Annotated in this window: 15 protein-coding genes and 1 riboswitch; of the genes, 10 read left to right on the top strand and 5 right to left on the bottom strand. The window is 38.7% G+C overall.

What is annotated here, in order from left to right:
* Positions 1-33: 33 nt before the first annotated feature.
* From mdcA to AC0KUU_RS16215, 5 genes are read left to right on the top strand one after another with little or no spacing between them, the layout of a single operon-like run.
* Positions 34-1,686 (top strand): malonate decarboxylase subunit alpha, encoded by a 1,653-nt coding sequence (gene mdcA, locus AC0KUU_RS16235; RefSeq protein ID WP_322551744.1) that lies wholly within the window; start codon positions 34-36, stop codon positions 1,684-1,686.
* 5 nt (positions 1,687-1,691) lie between these two features.
* Positions 1,692-2,558 (top strand): triphosphoribosyl-dephospho-CoA synthase, encoded by an 867-nt coding sequence (locus AC0KUU_RS16230; protein ID WP_043980354.1) that lies wholly within the window; start codon positions 1,692-1,694, stop codon positions 2,556-2,558.
* Positions 2,559-2,581: 23 nt separating this feature from the next.
* Positions 2,582-2,884 (top strand): malonate decarboxylase subunit delta, encoded by a 303-nt coding sequence (locus tag AC0KUU_RS16225; RefSeq protein WP_013055506.1) that lies wholly within the window; start codon positions 2,582-2,584, stop codon positions 2,882-2,884.
* Positions 2,871-4,571 carry a biotin-independent malonate decarboxylase subunit beta gene (gene mdcD, locus AC0KUU_RS16220; RefSeq protein ID WP_043980352.1) on the top strand — a complete coding sequence of 567 codons (1,701 nt, stop codon included), beginning with the start codon at positions 2,871-2,873 and terminating at the stop codon, positions 4,569-4,571. Before AC0KUU_RS16225 ends, mdcD begins: the two co-directional genes overlap by 14 nt.
* Positions 4,559-5,167 carry a malonate decarboxylase holo-ACP synthase gene (locus tag AC0KUU_RS16215; protein ID WP_322551745.1) on the top strand — a complete coding sequence of 203 codons (609 nt, stop codon included), beginning with the start codon at positions 4,559-4,561 and terminating at the stop codon, positions 5,165-5,167. The genes mdcD and AC0KUU_RS16215 overlap by 13 nt, the downstream gene beginning before the upstream one ends.
* A 39-nt stretch (positions 5,168-5,206) precedes the next feature.
* Here the strand turns inward: AC0KUU_RS16215 and AC0KUU_RS16210 are convergent, their stop codons facing one another.
* Positions 5,207-6,145, bottom strand: coding sequence for a response regulator (locus AC0KUU_RS16210; protein WP_043980348.1), 939 nt, complete (start codon positions 6,143-6,145; stop codon positions 5,207-5,209).
* A 4-nt stretch (positions 6,146-6,149) separates the two neighbouring features.
* Entirely contained in the window at positions 6,150-7,400 is a 1,251-nt protein-coding gene (locus tag AC0KUU_RS16205) for an ATP-binding protein (protein ID WP_237074774.1), read from the bottom strand.
* A 266-nt stretch (positions 7,401-7,666) separates the two neighbouring features.
* Between AC0KUU_RS16205 and AC0KUU_RS16200 the strand changes: the two genes are divergently transcribed.
* Positions 7,667-8,656, top strand: a complete 990-nt coding sequence (locus AC0KUU_RS16200) for a glutaminase (protein ID WP_043980347.1) — start codon at positions 7,667-7,669, stop codon at positions 8,654-8,656.
* 103 nt (positions 8,657-8,759) lie between these two features.
* Positions 8,760-10,190, top strand: a complete 1,431-nt coding sequence (locus AC0KUU_RS16195) for an alanine/glycine:cation symporter family protein (RefSeq protein ID WP_043980344.1) — start codon at positions 8,760-8,762, stop codon at positions 10,188-10,190.
* Positions 10,191-10,220: 30 nt separating this feature from the next.
* Here AC0KUU_RS16195 and AC0KUU_RS16190 read toward each other — a convergent pair whose 3' ends face one another.
* The 3 genes from AC0KUU_RS16190 to AC0KUU_RS16180 form a co-directional block, all read right to left on the bottom strand.
* Positions 10,221-11,720 carry a sodium:solute symporter family protein gene (locus AC0KUU_RS16190; protein WP_043980342.1) on the bottom strand — a complete coding sequence of 500 codons (1,500 nt, stop codon included), beginning with the start codon at positions 11,718-11,720 and terminating at the stop codon, positions 10,221-10,223.
* On the bottom strand, positions 11,720-11,923 hold the full coding sequence (locus AC0KUU_RS16185; RefSeq protein WP_043980340.1) for a DUF3311 domain-containing protein: 204 nt from the start codon (positions 11,921-11,923) through the stop codon (positions 11,720-11,722). Before AC0KUU_RS16185 ends, AC0KUU_RS16190 begins: the two co-directional genes overlap by 1 nt.
* Before the next feature lie 377 nt (positions 11,924-12,300).
* The gene (locus AC0KUU_RS16180) at positions 12,301-12,900 is read right to left on the bottom strand and encodes a cupin domain-containing protein (RefSeq protein WP_080781639.1); all 600 of its coding nucleotides are present in this window, start codon (positions 12,898-12,900) and stop codon (positions 12,301-12,303) included.
* A gap of 385 nt (positions 12,901-13,285) precedes the next feature.
* Positions 13,286-13,364: riboswitch (ZMP/ZTP riboswitch) on the top strand.
* A gap of 56 nt (positions 13,365-13,420) precedes the next feature.
* Between AC0KUU_RS16180 and AC0KUU_RS16175 the strand changes: the two genes are divergently transcribed.
* From AC0KUU_RS16175 to AC0KUU_RS16165, 3 genes are all read left to right on the top strand, one after another.
* Positions 13,421-15,016: an APC family permease gene (locus AC0KUU_RS16175; RefSeq protein WP_013055516.1), complete on the top strand. Its 1,596-nt coding sequence runs from the start codon at positions 13,421-13,423 to the stop codon at positions 15,014-15,016.
* Positions 15,017-15,198: 182 nt separating this feature from the next.
* A complete protein-coding gene (locus AC0KUU_RS16170) occupies positions 15,199-16,245 on the top strand; it encodes a DUF5105 domain-containing protein (RefSeq protein ID WP_322552486.1) in 1,047 nt (348 codons plus the stop codon).
* 151 nt (positions 16,246-16,396) lie between these two features.
* A complete protein-coding gene (locus AC0KUU_RS16165; RefSeq protein WP_043980336.1) occupies positions 16,397-16,906 on the top strand; it encodes an acyl-CoA thioesterase in 510 nt (169 codons plus the stop codon).
* Positions 16,907-17,343 lie beyond the last annotated feature (437 nt).

Here is a 17,343-nt window from a genome sequence, read left to right as displayed (position 1 = left end):
ATTAATTTAGAAGTATCAGAAAGGAGCTAGAACATGAGTGGCATAAAAAAAACTTCAAAATCATGGACAACTCGCCGAGATCAAAAAGCAGCTCGCCTTGCGAAAGTAGACCATCTTCTTAAAGAAAAGTTATTGGGTAATGAACACATTATTGAAGCGTTAGAATTGCTTATATCACCCGGAGATAAAGTAGTGCTTGAAGGAGACAATCAAAAGCAAGCATCTTTTTTATCAAAGGCGCTGAATGAAGTAAGCGCTGATAAAATACACGGCCTTCATATGATTATGTCTAGTATTTCACGTCCGGAACATCTCGACATATTTGAAAAAGGAATTGCTGAAAAAATTGATTTTTCGTACGCCGGTGCTCAAAGCCTTCGCGTGTCTCAAATGATTGAAGATGAGACGTTGAAAATGGGAGAAATTCATACATATCTAGAGCTTTACGGACGTCTTTTCATTGATTTAATTCCGAACATTGCCTTAGTGGCTGCTGACAAAGCAGATGCACAAGGTAATTTATATACAGGAGCAAATACGGAAGAAACACCAACCATTATCGAAGCAACCGCGTTTAAGGATGGAATTGTTATTGTGCAGGTAAACGAACTTGTTGAAGAACTTCCGCGAGTTGATATTCCGGCTTCTTGGGTTGATTGTATCGTCGTGGCGGATCAGCCTTATCGATTGGAAGCTTTATTTACGCGAGATCCTCGTCATATTACAGAACTCCAAATTTTAATGGCTATGATGACAATTCGAGGTATCTATGAGCGCCACAGCGTACAATCATTAAATCATGGCATTGGCTTTAATACCGCTGCAATTGAGCTTTTGCTGCCTACTTATGGAGAAAAGTTAGGACTGAAAGGTAAAATATGCAAGCACTGGGCTCTGAATCCTCACCCCACGTTAATTCCGGCTATTGAAAGCGGATGGATTGAGAGCGTGCACTGCTTTGGCGGAGAAGTAGGAATGGAACAATACACAGCAGCGCGTCCAGATGTGTTTTTTACAGGACGCGACGGCAGCCTGCGCTCAAACCGTGCGATGTGTCAAGTGGCTGGTCAATATGCGGTAGATGCTTTTGTAGGATCAACTTTGCAAATAGATGGAGAAGGAAATTCTTCTACCGTCACATCTGGACGTTTGTCAGGGTTTGGCGGAGCGCCTAATATGGGGCATGACCCTAGAGGCCGTCGACATTCTACGCCTGCCTGGTTGGATATGATAAACGAGCAGCACGAACTAGCGAGAGGCAGAAAACTAGTTGTTCAAATGGTTGAAACCTTTCAATCAGGAAATGAGCCTGTTTTTGTGGAGTCTTTGGATGCGATAAAGGTAGCGAAACAAGCAGGCGTAGCTACTGCTCCTGTCATGATTTACGGGGATGATGTGACGCATGTTGTGACGGAAGAAGGAATTGCTTATTTATATAAAGCACAAAGCTTGGACGAAAGAAAAGCAGCGCTTGAAGCAGTAGCAGGGGTAACACCTATAGGCCTTCGATATAACCGAAATAAAGTGGAAAAGATGCGCAGAGATGGCTTAGTGGCTTTTCCCGAAGATTTACAGATTCGCCGTACAGAAGCAAAACGTTCATTATTGGCAGCAAGAAGTGTCGAAGATTTAGTAGAATGGTCGGATGGCTTGTATAATCCGCCTGCTAAATTTAGGAGCTGGTAAGAAATATGCGTATTCAAAGTATTCAAGAAGAGCCAAGACCAGCTGTGTTTTACTCATGTCTAATAGCTAAAATGGCAGTTACCGCTCTGGTTGATGAAGCGGTGCTTACACCTAAGCCTGGGCTTGTAGATGCAGCAACAACTGGATCTCATCAAGATATGAATATTGAGACGCTGTTAACTTCTGCTTATGCTTTACAACCGACCTTTTTACAGATTGCATTATACAGTCAAGGAAAGCAGCCAAGTCAAATGCTAAGGGAAGAAATTGCTCGAATTGGACGCGAGGGCGAACAAATTATGTACGGGGCTACGGATGGTGTTAATACACACAAAGGAGCCATTTGGGCATTAGGCCTACTTGCGTCTGCAACAGCGGTTTGCGGCATTCAAGCATCACCTGCATCCATCACAGAAGCTGCAGGAAAAATTGCTCGTTATGCAGATCGTTTTTGTCCTCTGCATTCATCTAATGGATTTCGTGTGAAAAAACAGTATGGCGCAAAAGGAGCGGCTGGAGAGGCGAAGCAAGGATTTCCTCACGTAATTCATATAGGCTTGCCTGCTTTACATAAAGCTCGCAAGCTAGGCATACATGAAACATCAGCAAGGATTGATACTTTAGTAACACTAATCGCCAACCTTGATGATACGTGTATTTTGCATCGTGCTGGTCCGGTTGTGTTAAAGGAGGTTAAAATGGCGGCATCCAATGTGTTAGAAGCTGGAGGGGTATCTACATCAATGGGAAAACAGCGGCTAGAAGCGTTAGATCATATACTTCTATCATCTAACGCTTCTCCAGGCGGAAGTGCAGATTTGCTGGCTGCTGTATTATTTTTAGATCGAATATCTCTTTTTAAAGAATCGTAAACGTCTGCAGGGAGGAGTGGCTAATGGAAACGTTAGTGTTTAAATACAAAGCCGATCGAAAGTTAACTCAGCGCGCACATGTAGGCGTTGTTGGTTCAGGGGATTTAGAAATTTTAATGGTTCCTTCTGATGAAGAACATGCTCACGTATCAGTACGAACAGGAAGTGAAGGATTTAGTGAAACCTGGAAAGCCGTATTAGACCGGTTCTTTAGTGTTCATACCATTCAAGCGAAAATTGTAATTAATGATTTCGGTGCTACGCCTGGTGTAGTCGCCTTGCGTCTTGCACAAGCTTTGGAGGTGAGTGAAAATGGGAGTGAATAATCAAAGCTTTATTGAGTTAAATGGAAGAGAACGAGCGCAGGCAATCTTAGATCAAGGAACATTCTATGAGCTGCTTGGCCCTTTTGACGGAATCGAATCGCCTCATTTACCTAAGCAAAATATTGTTCCTCAAAGCGACGATGGTGTCATTATAGCAGGTGGGCTGATAGCAGGAGAGCCAGCCGTTGTCATTTCAATAGAAGGAGGGTTTCAAGGGGGAGGCATTGGTGAAGTATCGGGAGCTAAAATTGCAGGAGCTTTAGAACTAGCTCTTAATAATCACAAAAAAGGTGTTCCTGTTAGACCTGTTTTTCTATTCGATACAGGAGGGGTAAGGCTCCAAGAAGCGAATTATGGACTTTTGTCGATATCTGAAATTGGCTCAGCTGTGGTTGCTTTGCGTGAGCATACACCTGTTGTTGGAGTTATTTCAGGAAATGTAGGCTGCTTTGGAGGAATGTCCATCACTGCTTCACTCTTTAGTTATCTCATTATGACAAAAGAAGCAAGGTTTGGCCTTAACGGCCCTGAAGTGATCGAACAAGAAGCAGGAGTTGAAGAGTTTGATGCAAGAGACCGAAGCTTAATCTGGAAAACGATTGGCGGTATTCAACGCTACGAAACCGGGTTTGCAGATACCTTAGCACAGGATGATGTCAAGGCTATTCAGCGAGCGGTTCAAGAGACGTTTCAGAAGAAAGGAAAAGCAACTAGTAAAACAGAACAAGTAGATTTTTACAGACATTTGCTTAGTAAGGTTGATCCTTCAGAAAAACTGGCTCCTGATCAGTTTCAAGAATTGTATAACACAACAAAAAATGAACCTATCCCTTCAACAGTCTCTTACTCGCTTAATGAAGTTCCAGGTAACATGCCCAACAGCCGCGGTCGCGTGTGGATCAACGCCTTAATAAATGATGAAGAAGCAGATTTTGAAATCCCTTCCGTTCTTTATAAAGACGCATTGCTAGGAAGAGAAAAGGTCCGATATATATCGGTTGTACCTAATCCTTATAATCGTTTCTTACGTGCACGGAAAGGGGAAGTAGGACTAGATGAAGGATGGGCAATTGCCAAGCATGTTCGTGAAATAATAAAAGAAGATCGAAATCAATCTCCTCGGCCTATAATCGCCATTGTGGACGTACCGAGTCAAGCGTATGGCTATCATGAAGAACTTCTAGGTATTCACTATGCTTGCGGTGCTGCGGCTGATGCTTATGCAGCAGCGCGCTTAGCAGGTCATCCAGTTATTACGTTAATTGTCGGAAAAGCAATTTCAGGAGCATTTCTGGCTCATGGATACCAATCAAATCGAATTGTGGCTTTAAAAGACGAAGGAGTGAATGTTCACGCCATGTCCAAACAGTCGGCAGCGCGCATTACTAAAAGAAGTATTAAAGAACTTGAAGAAGCTTCAAAGAAAGTCCCTTCCATGGCTTATGATATTGAATCATTTGCCTCACTTGGCGCTTTATATGAGCTGGTTAGCGGTATTCAAGCAGAGCAGCCCACAGAGCGCGACGTTCAAACGATTCAAGATATTTTGACTGGAGCCGTAGAAGATGTACGCCGTGAAGGTGTGTACGATTTAAGCACCCGGCTATACAGTGAGCAAGCAAGGAAGGAAGGGCGAAAAGCTTCTTTATTAGTAAGAGATGAGTTGGAAAAACAATGGAATATATAGCTCATGATTTGCTTCAGTTAAAAGAGGAAGCAATGCTTATCAGTTATACACCTATCCCTGATTGGGTGGAGCATTCTTTAGGGAAGACTCCGTTTGTCGTTGTAAGGCGGGCTGTTCACCGAGATAGCTTGATACCTGTTGGAGTAAGAGGAGAAAGAAGAAATCAGCGTTTTGGAGCATTTGTATCTGAACAGGCCGTTAAACAAAGAATTAGGCCGGAAGATCTCGTTTCTATTTTTCAAAACGGCCACTTTAGAAACATGCCAGCCACAGGTGCTTTAAAAGAAGTTGCTATTATTTTAAAAGATTTTGCGTGGGGACCAACCGGCAGTGTGGGATTCGAATTTGCAAGTGGTGCCGAAGTTGTTACAACAACTAGTGATGTGGATATACTTATTTGCCTTTCTTCTTATTTGTCGGTGGAACAAGCGCAACTGATAGTTAATCAGTTAAAAGAGTGTCCAGTTTCTGTAGATGTACAGGTAGAAACAGAAAAAGGAGCATTTTCTCTGGTGGAATATGCAAGGGGAGAAAAGACGCTGCTTCTGCGTACTGTATATGGACCTTCCTTAGTAAAACTGAATCAATTAGTATAAAAGACGGAAGAGGTATTTGCACCTTTTCCGTCTTTTCTGTCAATACCAGCTTTTTTCCTTGCTTAACAAGCGCTTTGCTTCAAAAAAGAATATTTGAATAAATTTTTTGGTGTTAATGCGAATCGGCAAAATTTTAGAATCTCCCTGTAATTCTTTCATTTTTTTACGAACAGCTGTAAAGTCAAAAAACTTAGAAGCATAATTTTCAAATTTCGGATTTGAAAAGTCTGTTAATCCGATAGAAGCAAAGTGATTTAGTGAGTGAGTAACTGCTCGTCTTATTCGCTGTTCACAAGCTTTGGTTTCGCGATTAATTTCAATGGAAGACGCGTGAGCCCCTAATTTTTTCTCAGCCACATTCACAAAAATATTTTTTAGAGAAGGGAAATGTTTTTCCACACTTTCTCTTTGGTCATAAGTGTACAGAAACTGTAAAATATCCAGTAAATCTTTTGCACCATTTTCTCCTACAATACCTAACTCGGCTAATAAGAATTTACCTACATCGTATAGATGGGCTTGTTTCGTTACCGGCTGGCTTGAAGGGGGAGCGTGATGAGCTGTCGCTAAACTATTCAAGGAGGTTTTAATGTCATCGATTGATTTCTCAAGGGAGATTCGTTCCATTACTTTTCGAATAACCGTTAAAATTTCAATTCGGTTAATTGGTTTTGTAATATAGTATTCAATTCCTAATGAGTAGGCTTCTCCTATCAATTCTTTGGATTCCACCTGTGAAATCATAATCATTTTCCCTTTAAATGAATCTTTTAAATGACGAATCGTTTCGATTCCGTCACGTCCTGGCATAAGTAAATCGATAAATAAAATATCAATTTGTTTTAAATTTAACGTAGAGGCATCTAAAAAGCTTCCGTCGACGACTTCTTCTACAACTTCTCCTAAATCCTCATCTTCAATCAGCTGACTGAGCGTTGAACGAATAGCTGAATCGTCATCTGTAATACAAAATCGCATAAACTCATCCTTTCTGAATTAAATTACGAAGGGGGATTTGAATGATAAACGTCATTCCGCTGTCTTCTTGTGTAGCTTTAATCGTACCTTCAAGTTCTTGAACAATATCTTTTACATAAGAAAGACCAATGCCAGTAGAGGGGTTTCCAAATTGATCGTATTTTGAGGTGAAACCAGGTTCAAAGATAGCTTTTTCGTACTTTAAAGGTACTCCAGGACCGTTGTCTTGTACATGAAATTCTACATGTTCAGCTTGTCTATGTACCGATAAAACAATCCTTCCTTCATCTTTAATCGCTTCCACTGCGTTGGCTACCAAGTTATTAATGATCGATAAAATGGTGTAAACGTGGTAGCTGAAATGTTCCCCGTTTACAGAAGAAAAAAAGGTAATTTGTTTGTGAAGAGAATCGGCATATTTTTTGTTGATGCGTACGATCAGCTCGATTAATTCCTCTGCTTTCATATAATTTTGGAAACTTTCATTTGAAATTGTTTTAGATAAGCCCGCAAAAATACGCTGGTTGTCTTTTTTTACTTCGTGAATATCTCCCGCAATCCGAAGCGCTTTTTTACTGAGCATTTGGTTTAGCACAGAATGATCTTTTTCCTGCTGATTTAATACGCGGTATAAATCGTACGAAGCTTTTGTAATCGCTTCTGTATTATGAAGGGTCTTTTTTAAATGAACGGTTTCTTCATAAAGGCTTGTAATGAGCATTAGCATGTGCTCATTTTGTTTGCGAATTTGACGTTCTCGTGACTGTGATTCATAAATCGTCATCATATTAAAAAAGCTAAGTACAATGAAGCTGTGAGCAAAAGCAATAACGGCCATGTCAGATAATGAATCGACATGGATTGTTGTGTGCAAAACTATATACTGCGCAGTTAGTTCCACTACATCAGCAGCAATTTCAATGATGAGTCCAATCACTCCAATTACAATAGCACTATAGTTCATGCGGCTTACTTTAAAAACAAAAAATAAAAGTGCATACGTAAAGTAGAAGAAAAACGTAGGGTAATGCGTATGTGCAGAAACCGCAAATTGAAAATGATCGAGCATGATATAATCGAGCATGATGCGAAAGAGAACGACACTTAAAGCGGTTAACAAGCCCCCGGCTAAAACGGTTTTTCGTTTTAAAAGCAACAGGAAAAAGAAAAATGTAGGAGCTCCAAATGTAATTCGAAATGTTTCATTTAACGGATAAAATTTTAACTCTCCCGCCAGCGGGACAGTAATGAGCATGAGCAATAAAATGTACGGATCTTTTCGAATGAAAGATTTAAAATTCAGATAATTCCACCTCCTGAAGTGATTCGTGAATTAGTATACATTGTGACAGCGTCCAGCACAATGGCGAAGAGTGCCAAAGATAAAAATATAATTACAAAAAGTTTTGTAGGTTTTTGTATGCTCTCGTAGGTTGCATTGTACATTAAAAACGAAAATGAAATTCCGCTTTATGAAAGCGCTTTAAAATAAAAAGTTAATTAAGTGATGAGGTGATTTTAATGAAAAGAGAAATTGAACAGGAAATGTCTTACTTACACGTCACTGCAAAAGAGCAGTTACATGAGTGGGTAGAGCAAATAAAAGAATTTTCTTCAGAAGGAAAAACGGCTGATTACATTCCAGCTCTGAAAGATATGGACTCGTCTCAATTAGGTATTTGTTTGATTGGTGCTGACGGAACTGTTATCCAGTCTGGAGATTATGAATCGGTATTTACTCTTCAAAGTATTTCTAAAGTCATTAGCTTTATAGCAGCTTGCTTATGCTGCGGCATTCCTTATGTACTAGAGAGAGTGGATGTAGAGCCAACTGGAGATGCATTTAATTCTATTATAAGACTGGAAATGCATAAACCAGGAAAGCCGTTCAATCCTATGATTAACGCGGGTGCTTTAACGGTTTCATCTCTTTTATCTGGGGAGACGGCAAAAGAAAAATTAAGCTATTTGTTTGATGTGATAACAATGCTTACCGGGAAAACACCAATCATTAATGAAACGGTCTTTGAATCAGAATGGCAAACGTCTCATCGAAATCGTGCGCTTGCCTACTATTTAAAAGAAACGAACTACTTACAAGGAGAAGTAGAAGAGGTTCTAGAGGTTTACTTAAAGCAGTGCTCAATTGAAGTAACGACTGAAGATATTGCACTGATTGGATTAATCCTGTCATTAGATGGATATCATCCAGTGTTTCACAAACAAGTAATTCCAAAAGAAGTAGCTAAATTAACAAAAGCGCTCATGCTTACATGCGGTATGTATAATGCTTCAGGAAAGTTTGCGGCATTTGTTGGTATGCCAGCTAAAAGCGGTGTATCGGGAGGAATCATGTCATTGGTGCCACCTAATACGAAAAAGCAGTCTCCATTTCCAGACGGATGCGGTATCGGAATATACAGTCCAGCTATTGATGAGTACGGGAATAGCGTAAAAGGCGTTACGCTGCTAAAAAAAATCGCAAAAGAATGGGATTTGAGTATTTTTTAGTCTATTTACGTACTCTTCATTCGCTTCAATAATATAAACACCAAGAGAAAAAACTTTCATGTTGTGCATTTGTTCTACCAAATTTTTTAATGAGGTGATAGGCATGCAACAAGCAGTCGAAAGTGTGATTAGCGTCATCAATGATTTTTTTTGGTCGAATTTATTAATTATTTTACTTGTATCAATTGGTATTTATTTTACGATTCGCTCTCGTTTTTTGCAGTTTCGCATGTTGAAAGAAATGGTCCTTGTTTTGAAAGAAGGACGAGCGGCTAAAGGTGGAGGAGTCTCTCCGTTTCAAGCTTTTTGCATAAGCATGGCAGCTCGAGTAGGAACGGGAAATATTACAGGGATAGCGATTGCTATTGCACTTGGTGGCCCGGGTGCTGTATTTTGGATGTGGATTATTGCCATTATCGGTTCAGTATCAAGTTTTGTAGAAAGTACACTCGCTCAAATTTATAAAGTAAAAGGATCAAACGGGTTTCGAGGAGGACCCGCTTATTATATGGAAAAAGGGTTAAATAAAAGGTGGATGGGCGGGCTATTTGCTGTACTCATTACACTATCATTTGGCCTAGTGTTTAACGCTGTGCAGTCTAATACGATTACGCTAGCATTTGAGAACTCTTTTGGAACGAGCCGCTTGTTGGTTGGGATTATTATGACAGTTATATTTGCGGTAATTATTTTTGGCGGAATCAAACGCATCGCCAAGATATCGGAATACATCGTGGTCGTATTAGCCGTTTTATACATTGGAATGGCTCTGTTCATTATCTTTAAAAATATCGATCAAATGCCTGCGGTTCTATCTCTAATTGTGAAAAATGCATTTGGATTTGAACAGGCGCTTGGGGGGTCAATTGGTGCAACGTTAATCAACGGAGTAAAGCGCGGACTGTTTTCCAATGAAGCAGGAATGGGAAGTGCTCCCAACGCCGCGGCAACTGCAGTGACGAGCCATCCAGTTAAACAAGGTCTTATCCAAGCATTTGGTGTCTTGACGGATACACTCGTGATTTGTACAAGCACAGCATTTATCGTTCTCTTATCCCCCGCCTATAAGCAGGGACTAAGCGGCATTGAACTAACGCAAGCTTCTCTTAGTACCCATATTGGCTCTTGGGCATCAGGGTTTTTAGCTATCATGGTATTTCTATTTGCTTTTAGTACGCTAATTGGCAATTATTATTATGGAGAAACGAATATTGAGTTTTTAAATTCAAATAAGTTGTGGCTTTGGTCTTATCGTGTAGGTGTTTTAGCGATGGTTATTTTTGGATCGATCGCTCAGCTTCAGCTTGTATGGAATTTGGCAGACTTATTTATGGGGATGATGGTAGTCGTGAACTTGATTGCTATTTTTCTATTATCGAAAGTGGCATTTTCCGCCTTGCATGACTATACTGAGCAAAAAAAGGAAGGAAAAAATCCAGTCTTTTATAGAGATGCGTTAGAAAACAATCAAAATATCGAATGTTGGGAAAGAGAATCTGCTCCGCCCCCTTCTGAAAAAGAGAATATTATCTAAAAAAAGTTCAGCCAATTGGCTGAACTTTTTTTATGCGTTTTTCTTTAATTCAGTTTGCGCAGTGCCTTTAGAAAACAATGTTTCTTTCACGCCGTTAGTTGCTGCTTTTGTTTTGGCCGAAAAGATTGGATTTAAAATAACAACTACGAGTAAGTTAGATAATAATCCCCAGAATCCTTCATAAAGACCAAATGAATTTCCTGTGGCATGTACGGTAAACGTCACAACCAGCCCTACTACTAATCCAGCAATCGTACTTTCTTTCGATTGATTTCTCCAGAACAGACTGATAACGATAGCCGGGAAGATTTGTACCATACCGGATACCCCTAGTAACTGTAGGGAAACAAGTGCTTGAGGGAATAATAAACCGAATAAAAGTGCCAGTCCAATAACAACGAAAACCATCGAACGAGTAACCATTGTTAATGTTTTACCCTGTACATTTGGATTAATTAAATCTCTGAATATATTATTTGCAAATAAGTTAGACGCTCCGATAGCCATGATAGAACATGGAATTAATGAAGCAAGAGCAATCGTTGCATAAGCTAACCCTTGGCCAATGCCGCCATATGAATATTGAATTAAGGTTAATAATGCTAATCTAGGATCCGTTGTATCTTGAGGTAATACTTGATAAGCAATAAATCCTAAGAAGATGACTAGAATTAAAACAATATTGTAAAGCGGTAAGAAAATAGCATTTTTACGAAGCGAATCTGCACTTTTAGCAGTGAAAACACCTGTAGCAGCGTGGGCCCACATGAATAAAGCTAAAGCAGATACGAGTGATGCTGTAATAAACCATGGAATGCCTTTAGGTCCTTGTGTTGGGATCGTTAATAGCTGAGGTGAATCCTTTGCAACATTGTCGATCATGTTGCCCCAGCTTCCAAAATGCATAATTGGCAGAGAAACAACCATAAATAACATAATCGCCCATACTAAAATATCTTTAATAATTGCCGTATATGTGGGACCTTTAATTCCGCTGAAAAAGGTATAAAGAGCCACAAGAAAGAATGAAAGAATAACGACTGCTTTTACGTTAATGTAGCCAGTTCCTGCAACGCGAAGAGTATCTTGAATACCGCTAAGCTGAAGATCAATATATGGAATGAGCATCAATACACCTACTATAGCAATTAAAGAGGAGAGAAATTTACTGCTAAAACGTTCTCTGGCATAATCAGCAAGCGTAGTAAGTTTGTGCTTTTTAGCAACAGTCCAAAGCTTTGGAAGAAAAAAGTATGAAATTAAAAAGGCTAAAACAGAGTAAGGAATAGCAAAAAATGCGATGCTTCCCCCCTGATAAGCTGTACTTGTAAGACCTAGGAATGTATAAGCAGTATATAAATCTGCTCCTACTAAAAGCCAGACGAGCAGGCTTCCAAAACGTCTTCCACCTACAGCCCACTCTTCAACTGAGCTTCTAGATGATTTGTCACGTCCCGCTATAAAGCCAATTGCGATAACGACAAGAACAATTGCTGATGTGATTAAAAGTGCGGTTAAATTTCCTTGCATTATTCAATGTCCCCCCAAGATTTTTGTAAACGATAAATGATAAATGTACACACAGGCGTTAAGAAGACCCATAAAAATAACCATAAATGCAAAAGAGGTAATCCAAAAATAATTGGATGAATGTTATTTACAAAAGGTAAAAAAACGAATTGAGCAATAAATGGAATGATGAATAAAATAAAAATTATGAATTTTCTGTTCAATTTTACTCCTCCTACTAAAAATTTATCTAACAATGTTCACTATGATAGCAAGTCTGACATGGTAAAGCAATAAGTTTTTTGAAAATTTCGTTATAATCTATGGAAATTTTTTTAGAAAAACAAAAAAGAGGTTATGGTGGGAGTATATTTGAAATGATTACGAAGGAAAAAAAGGGGGATAATCTAAGCGAAGTTGCTCTTGAAGCAAAAAGAGAACGGTAAAGAAGAAATTTAGTTTTGACCGGGAAGTTTTTATTATTTCGCTGAGATAAAGTATATTGCTATTGCATCATAAGAAAAGAATTTGTATGTTCAAATAGAGATTCATGGAAAGAATAAAACAGAGCAAATAAAAAAACTAGACAATAAGTGCTTGTCTAGTTCCACCACTCTGTCAGTGGTCCTTTGTCGCCATAAACAGGATCTGTTGTAGGAATAGGTACTTGTGCAATTTCATCAAATACGTGAGGGCGATCAGTTTGTTTTCCTGTTCGTAAATTGTAATCCATGCCCTCTGGATAAGCTCCAACCACTTTAAAATCAGCAGTTGACTGCAGACGCATATGCCCTGTTCCTGCAGGAAGTACGAGCACATCGCCAGCATGCACCACGATATTTTCCCCCATATGTCCACCTAGTTTTAAACGTGCAGATCCGCTAATTACACCTAGTGCTTCATGAGAATTACTGTGGTAATGGTGAAAATCATGTATGCCGCCTACCCAGCTGTTTTTCCAGTTGTGAGAATTAAAAATGCTCTCCACTTTCTCTTTCTTACTAATAAATACGTGTTCATACAACAAAACTGGAAGACGAGGGTGATTTGGAATGGTTCCGTCGTCATCAAAATAAAGAACTTTTACATTTGCATAATTCATAAGCATCCCTCTAACAATCTTTTTTCGTAATTTTCCCTGTTTTGCGCTTGCGTAAACAGAGAAGTTTGCTCGAAGTACTTCATTTGTTGCGAAGTGCATGATATGTAGGTTTTAACGTTTTCCTAAAAGAAGTCTCCCACTTCAAGCGTAGCTAAGCGGTGGGCAGTTCACTTTAGTATCTTTTCTTCATATTGTATATAAGTAAAGGGTCTAGTGCAAGAATTCTATGGATATATAGCTGTTAATTCTTATTATGTAAATGAATATTATATATTAATATAATTTTTATAAGGTAATCTGCTCGTGGAGTAAAAGAATCAAACAACAAGAAAGGTTAGGATTTTAGTTGTTTTTTGTAATTAAAAAGAGATTTCAGAAGTTTTATTCGGAATTTTACGAATAATTTATTATCTTTATAAAAGTAATGTAAACATTTTTGTGTATTGAGTAATAGAAATGAATGTTATATACTGATAAAAAATATATTCCTATATGTGACTGGCGCAACATGGATGACCATGGGGGAGCATATAGCGTATAAGCCGCGCGCCTGGGCAAACACTTGAGAAAATTCCGCAAGTGTTTTTTTTATTTTCCTAGGGAAGAGGAGTAGATTTGGATGAGCAATATGCAAAGGAAGATGGGAACATTTGCTTTAACCATGACAGGCATAGGTTCGATTATCGGTTCAGGGTGGCTGTTTGGAGCATGGAAAGCAGCTCAAATTGCGGGACCCGCGGCTATTTTTTCATGGGTTATTGGAATGGTGGTTATTTTGACCATTGCCCTATCATATGCTGAACTGGGCGCGATGTTTCCACAAGCAGGGGGGATGGTTAAATATCCTCAGTATTCACACGGATCATTTATTGGTTTTCTGGCTGCTTGGGCTAACTGGATTTCAATCGCTTCAACGATAACAGTGGAGGCTATTGCATCTGTGCAATATATGAGTACTTGGCCGTGGAAGTGGGCTCGCTGGACTCATGAATTGGTAGACAATGGCATTTTAACGTCCAAGGGGTTGGCAGTTGCGTCTTTGTTATTATTCGTTTACTTTTTTGTGAACTATTGGACGGTAAATCTCTTTGCGAAAGCAAACTCATTTATTACGATTGTTAAATTAATTATTCCTGGTTTAACGGCAGGGGCTTTATTTTTCGCTGGTTTTCATAGTGGAAACTTTTCAAGTGAGCATGGGGTTGCCCCTTATGGGTGGGCCAGTGTTTTAACGGCAGTGGCAACATCAGGTATTGTGTTTGCATTTAATGGGTTTCAAAGTCCTGTAAATATGGCAGGAGAAGCAAAATCACCTAATAAATCGATTCCGATAGCTGTAATTGGTTCAATTTTTATTGCAGGAATTGTATACATTATATTGCAAATTGTCTTTATCGGAGCAGTAAGTCCGTCATCAATTGCTGATGGATGGAATCATTTGAATTTTAATTCTCCTTTTGCTGATTTAGCGATTGCGCTTGGAATTAACTGGCTAACAATTGTGTTATACGCAGACGCATTTGTTTCTCCTTCTGGCACAGGTGCTACATATACGGCAACTACTTCTAGAATGTTATACGGGATGCAGCAAAATGGATACTTGCCAAAGATATTTGGTACTCTTCATCCACTTTACAATGTCCCGCGCCCAGCTATGTGGCTGAATTTAGCAGCTTGCTTTTTGTTTCTCTTTTTATTTAGAGGATGGGGTGTCTTAGCAGAAGTGATCTCAGTAGCGACGCTTATCTCTTATATTATGGGTCCTGTAGCGCTTATAACATTAAGAAAAACGGCTTCACACTTTTACCGTCCATTTTATTTAAAAGGGGCATCAGTTATTGCGCCATGCGGCTTCGTTTTTGCTTCCTTGACGCTTTACTGGGCAAGGTGGCCACTTACAGGTGAAGTGATCTTTATTATGGCAATTGGCCTGCCTGTTTATTTTTATTACCAAGCGAAAAATAAATGGGTGGGCTTTAAAAAAGAATTTTTAACCGGGGCTTGGATGCTTATCTATTTAGCGTGCATGATTTTTATTTCCTACATAGGAAGCGAAAAATTCGGAGGCAAAAATATTTTGCCTTTCGGATGGGATATGCTAGTGATTGCTTGCGTATCATTAGCTTTTTATTACTGGGGAATTAAAAGCGGCAAATCTAACCGATATATGAAAGAAGCTGAACAAATCAATCAAGAAAATTTTAAATCTAAATAAAAAAACACGAGCCTGTGCTCGTGTTTTTTTATTTAGGTCAGTGGAGAATTTAGACTTAGTTTTTATCAAAATATTGTAAAAAATATAGATTTTAAGGTTTAAGTATTTATACAGGGGGAACCTTTATTTGGGATAAAGTTCTAAAAAAACAAAATAAAGGGGATTGGGAAGCTGTGAAAAAAATGAATGTTTTGGCTTTGGCTTTTGTACTTATGCTAGTATTAGCGGCTTGCAACAGTTCTAAGGAAACGGGAGGATCCACTTCGGCTAAAAATAAGACGATTGAAGCATCCATTGACAGCGCTTCTTACATTTTAGTAGATAGTGATGAAGGAGCTACAAGTGAAGAAAAAGGGCTGTTGAAAGTTGATTTAAAAGTGAAAAATGTATCCAAAAACAGTATATCTTTATCAGATTATGACGGTGTGTATTTATACGAAGGAGATGAACAGCTGTCTCCAAAAACGGGAGTGAACAGTCGTGAGCTTGGACTAGAAAGCAGTGCATCTGACAAGATTGGCGCTGGAAAGCAAAAAAAATTAACATTTGTCTTTGAAGTCAAAAAAGATAAAAAGTACAAAATTGGGCTTCAGCCAAAATCATCTGATTATGATGAAGAAATCGACGAAGTGACATTAACACTGGATACGAAAAAATACGCCAAAAGCTATAATAAGCTGCAAGACCCAGAAAAAGCTCTGCAAGCTTACACAGAAGTCCTTTACTTAAACAAAGAAAACGTAGACTATGATAAATATGTAACAGCAGATAAAACAGCTGTCATAGAAGAACAGAAAAAAGCGTTTAATGAGGAATTAAAAGGTGCGTTTTCTAACAGTTTAACCGACAAAGCAAAAAAAGATTTTTTTAACATGTATAAAGATGTTTTAAAAGAAAAAGCAAGCGTGAAAACAAATGTGATTGCGAATGCAAATAATAAAGCCGTAGTAGAAGTGGAGTACACTACTCTTGATTTATCAGACTTATATTCATACGTATCGCAGCTTAAGCGAGCATACACAGATGAAACGAAAGATTACGATACAGAACACTCTGAAGAGTTTGCGGCTTCTAAATTCAAAGATATTGTAAATGAATTAGAAACGAAAGAAGGAAGTCGTCCCCTACGAATTTTTATGGTGAAAGAAGATGAGAAATGGACTGTAAAATCAAGTGACCTATACAGTGATTCTTTAGGTAAAACGTTTGGATCAAGCTATATTCGATAGACAAAAAAGAGAAGAATTTTTCTTCTCTTTTTTGTTTTCTGTAAATAAATCGACGAGCTTTTTGTAAAGCTAAATTTATCAAAATATGCTAGTATAGGTTCATTCATTCTTTTATTCTTATTATGATAGGCATCAATGGAGGTTCTTACTAATGAAAGCAAATTATTGTAAAGATACAAAGGCAGTTCGAACGAGCCGCATTTTTCCTAATGATATTAATAATCACAATACGTTATTTGGCGGAAAGTTAATGAGTGATATTGATATGATTGCGTCCATTTCAGCTTATCGTCACAGTCGTACAGAGTGTGTGACAGCTTCAGCAGACTCTATTCATTTTCTGCACCCTATTACGCCTCAGGATTCTGTATGTTTGGAGTCATACGTATCATGGGCAGGTCGTTCATCCATGGAAGTGTTTGTGAAAGTGATTAAAGAAAATTTAAAAACCGGGGAGCGTCAAATTGCAGCTACATCATTTTTAACTTTTGTGGCAATGGATGATGATGGAAAGCCCCGCGCAGTACCGGAGCTTATTCCAGAAACAGAAGAAGAAAAATACCTGTTTCAAACGGGGGCAGATCGCGCTACCACGCGTAAACAAGTGCGTAAAAAAAGCAATGAACTAGCCTCGGTATTGGATTTAGGACAACCTTGGTAGCATAAAAGAGAGGCTGAGACAAAAGTGTTTTAGCTCAAATGAAAAACGAACCAGTGATCAACATGTTTGATTAGTGGTTCGTTTTTTTTGTTATGGTAAACGTAGGTTTCATCTGTTTTGTTCCTTCTAGCAGCTGATTGGAGGGCAAGAGGAAGACTAAGGGGGGAAAAGCGAAAGAGACGAGGAGGCTCATCGTCCACCTGCGGAAAGCAAAGTCTTGCACAGAAATCCACTGCGGTGTCACAAGCGGTTCGACTTATATATCCCATTTGTTCGTCTTTAGATTGGATTCATTTAGTTATGTCTTAACCTCTCTTTTATATTTGATGAATCTCCTCTCCTGAACGAGAGGAGGAAATAAAATTATATGAAATTTATTTTCGTTCATGGTAATATGAATTTAATATAATTTTCTAAAAAGTTTAAAAAGTACAACA

It is taken from the genome of Priestia sp. ST2 (assembly GCF_055810735.1).
The sequence above is the reverse complement of the archived record's forward strand: the minus strand, read 5'-3'. Positions and strand labels throughout refer to the sequence as shown.

Bases quoted from the DNA above. Each gene is read 5' to 3' on its own strand.
- AC0KUU_RS16165 (WP_043980336.1), top strand. From the start codon at position 16,397: ATGAAAGCAAATTATTGTAAAGATACAAAGGCAGTTCGAACGAGCCGC.
- AC0KUU_RS16175 (WP_013055516.1), top strand. From the start codon at position 13,421: ATGAGCAATATGCAAAGGAAGATGGGAACATTTGCTTTAACCATGACA.
- AC0KUU_RS16200 (WP_043980347.1), top strand. From the start codon at position 7,667: ATGAAAAGAGAAATTGAACAGGAAATGTCTTACTTACACGTCACTGCA.
- mdcD (WP_043980352.1), top strand. From the start codon at position 2,871: ATGGGAGTGAATAATCAAAGCTTTATTGAGTTAAATGGAAGAGAACGA.
- AC0KUU_RS16225 (WP_013055506.1), top strand. From the start codon at position 2,582: ATGGAAACGTTAGTGTTTAAATACAAAGCCGATCGAAAGTTAACTCAG.
- AC0KUU_RS16230 (WP_043980354.1), top strand. From the start codon at position 1,692: ATGCGTATTCAAAGTATTCAAGAAGAGCCAAGACCAGCTGTGTTTTAC.
- AC0KUU_RS16205 (WP_237074774.1), bottom strand. From the start codon at position 7,400: ATGCTCATTACTGTCCCGCTGGCGGGAGAGTTAAAATTTTATCCGTTA.
- mdcA (WP_322551744.1), top strand. From the start codon at position 34: ATGAGTGGCATAAAAAAAACTTCAAAATCATGGACAACTCGCCGAGAT.
- AC0KUU_RS16195 (WP_043980344.1), top strand. From the start codon at position 8,760: ATGCAACAAGCAGTCGAAAGTGTGATTAGCGTCATCAATGATTTTTTT.
- AC0KUU_RS16180 (WP_080781639.1), bottom strand. From the start codon at position 12,900: ATGCACTTCGCAACAAATGAAGTACTTCGAGCAAACTTCTCTGTTTAC.
- AC0KUU_RS16215 (WP_322551745.1), top strand. From the start codon at position 4,559: ATGGAATATATAGCTCATGATTTGCTTCAGTTAAAAGAGGAAGCAATG.
- AC0KUU_RS16190 (WP_043980342.1), bottom strand. From the start codon at position 11,720: ATGCAAGGAAATTTAACCGCACTTTTAATCACATCAGCAATTGTTCTT.
- AC0KUU_RS16170 (WP_322552486.1), top strand. From the start codon at position 15,199: ATGAATGTTTTGGCTTTGGCTTTTGTACTTATGCTAGTATTAGCGGCT.
- AC0KUU_RS16210 (WP_043980348.1), bottom strand. From the start codon at position 6,145: ATGCGATTTTGTATTACAGATGACGATTCAGCTATTCGTTCAACGCTC.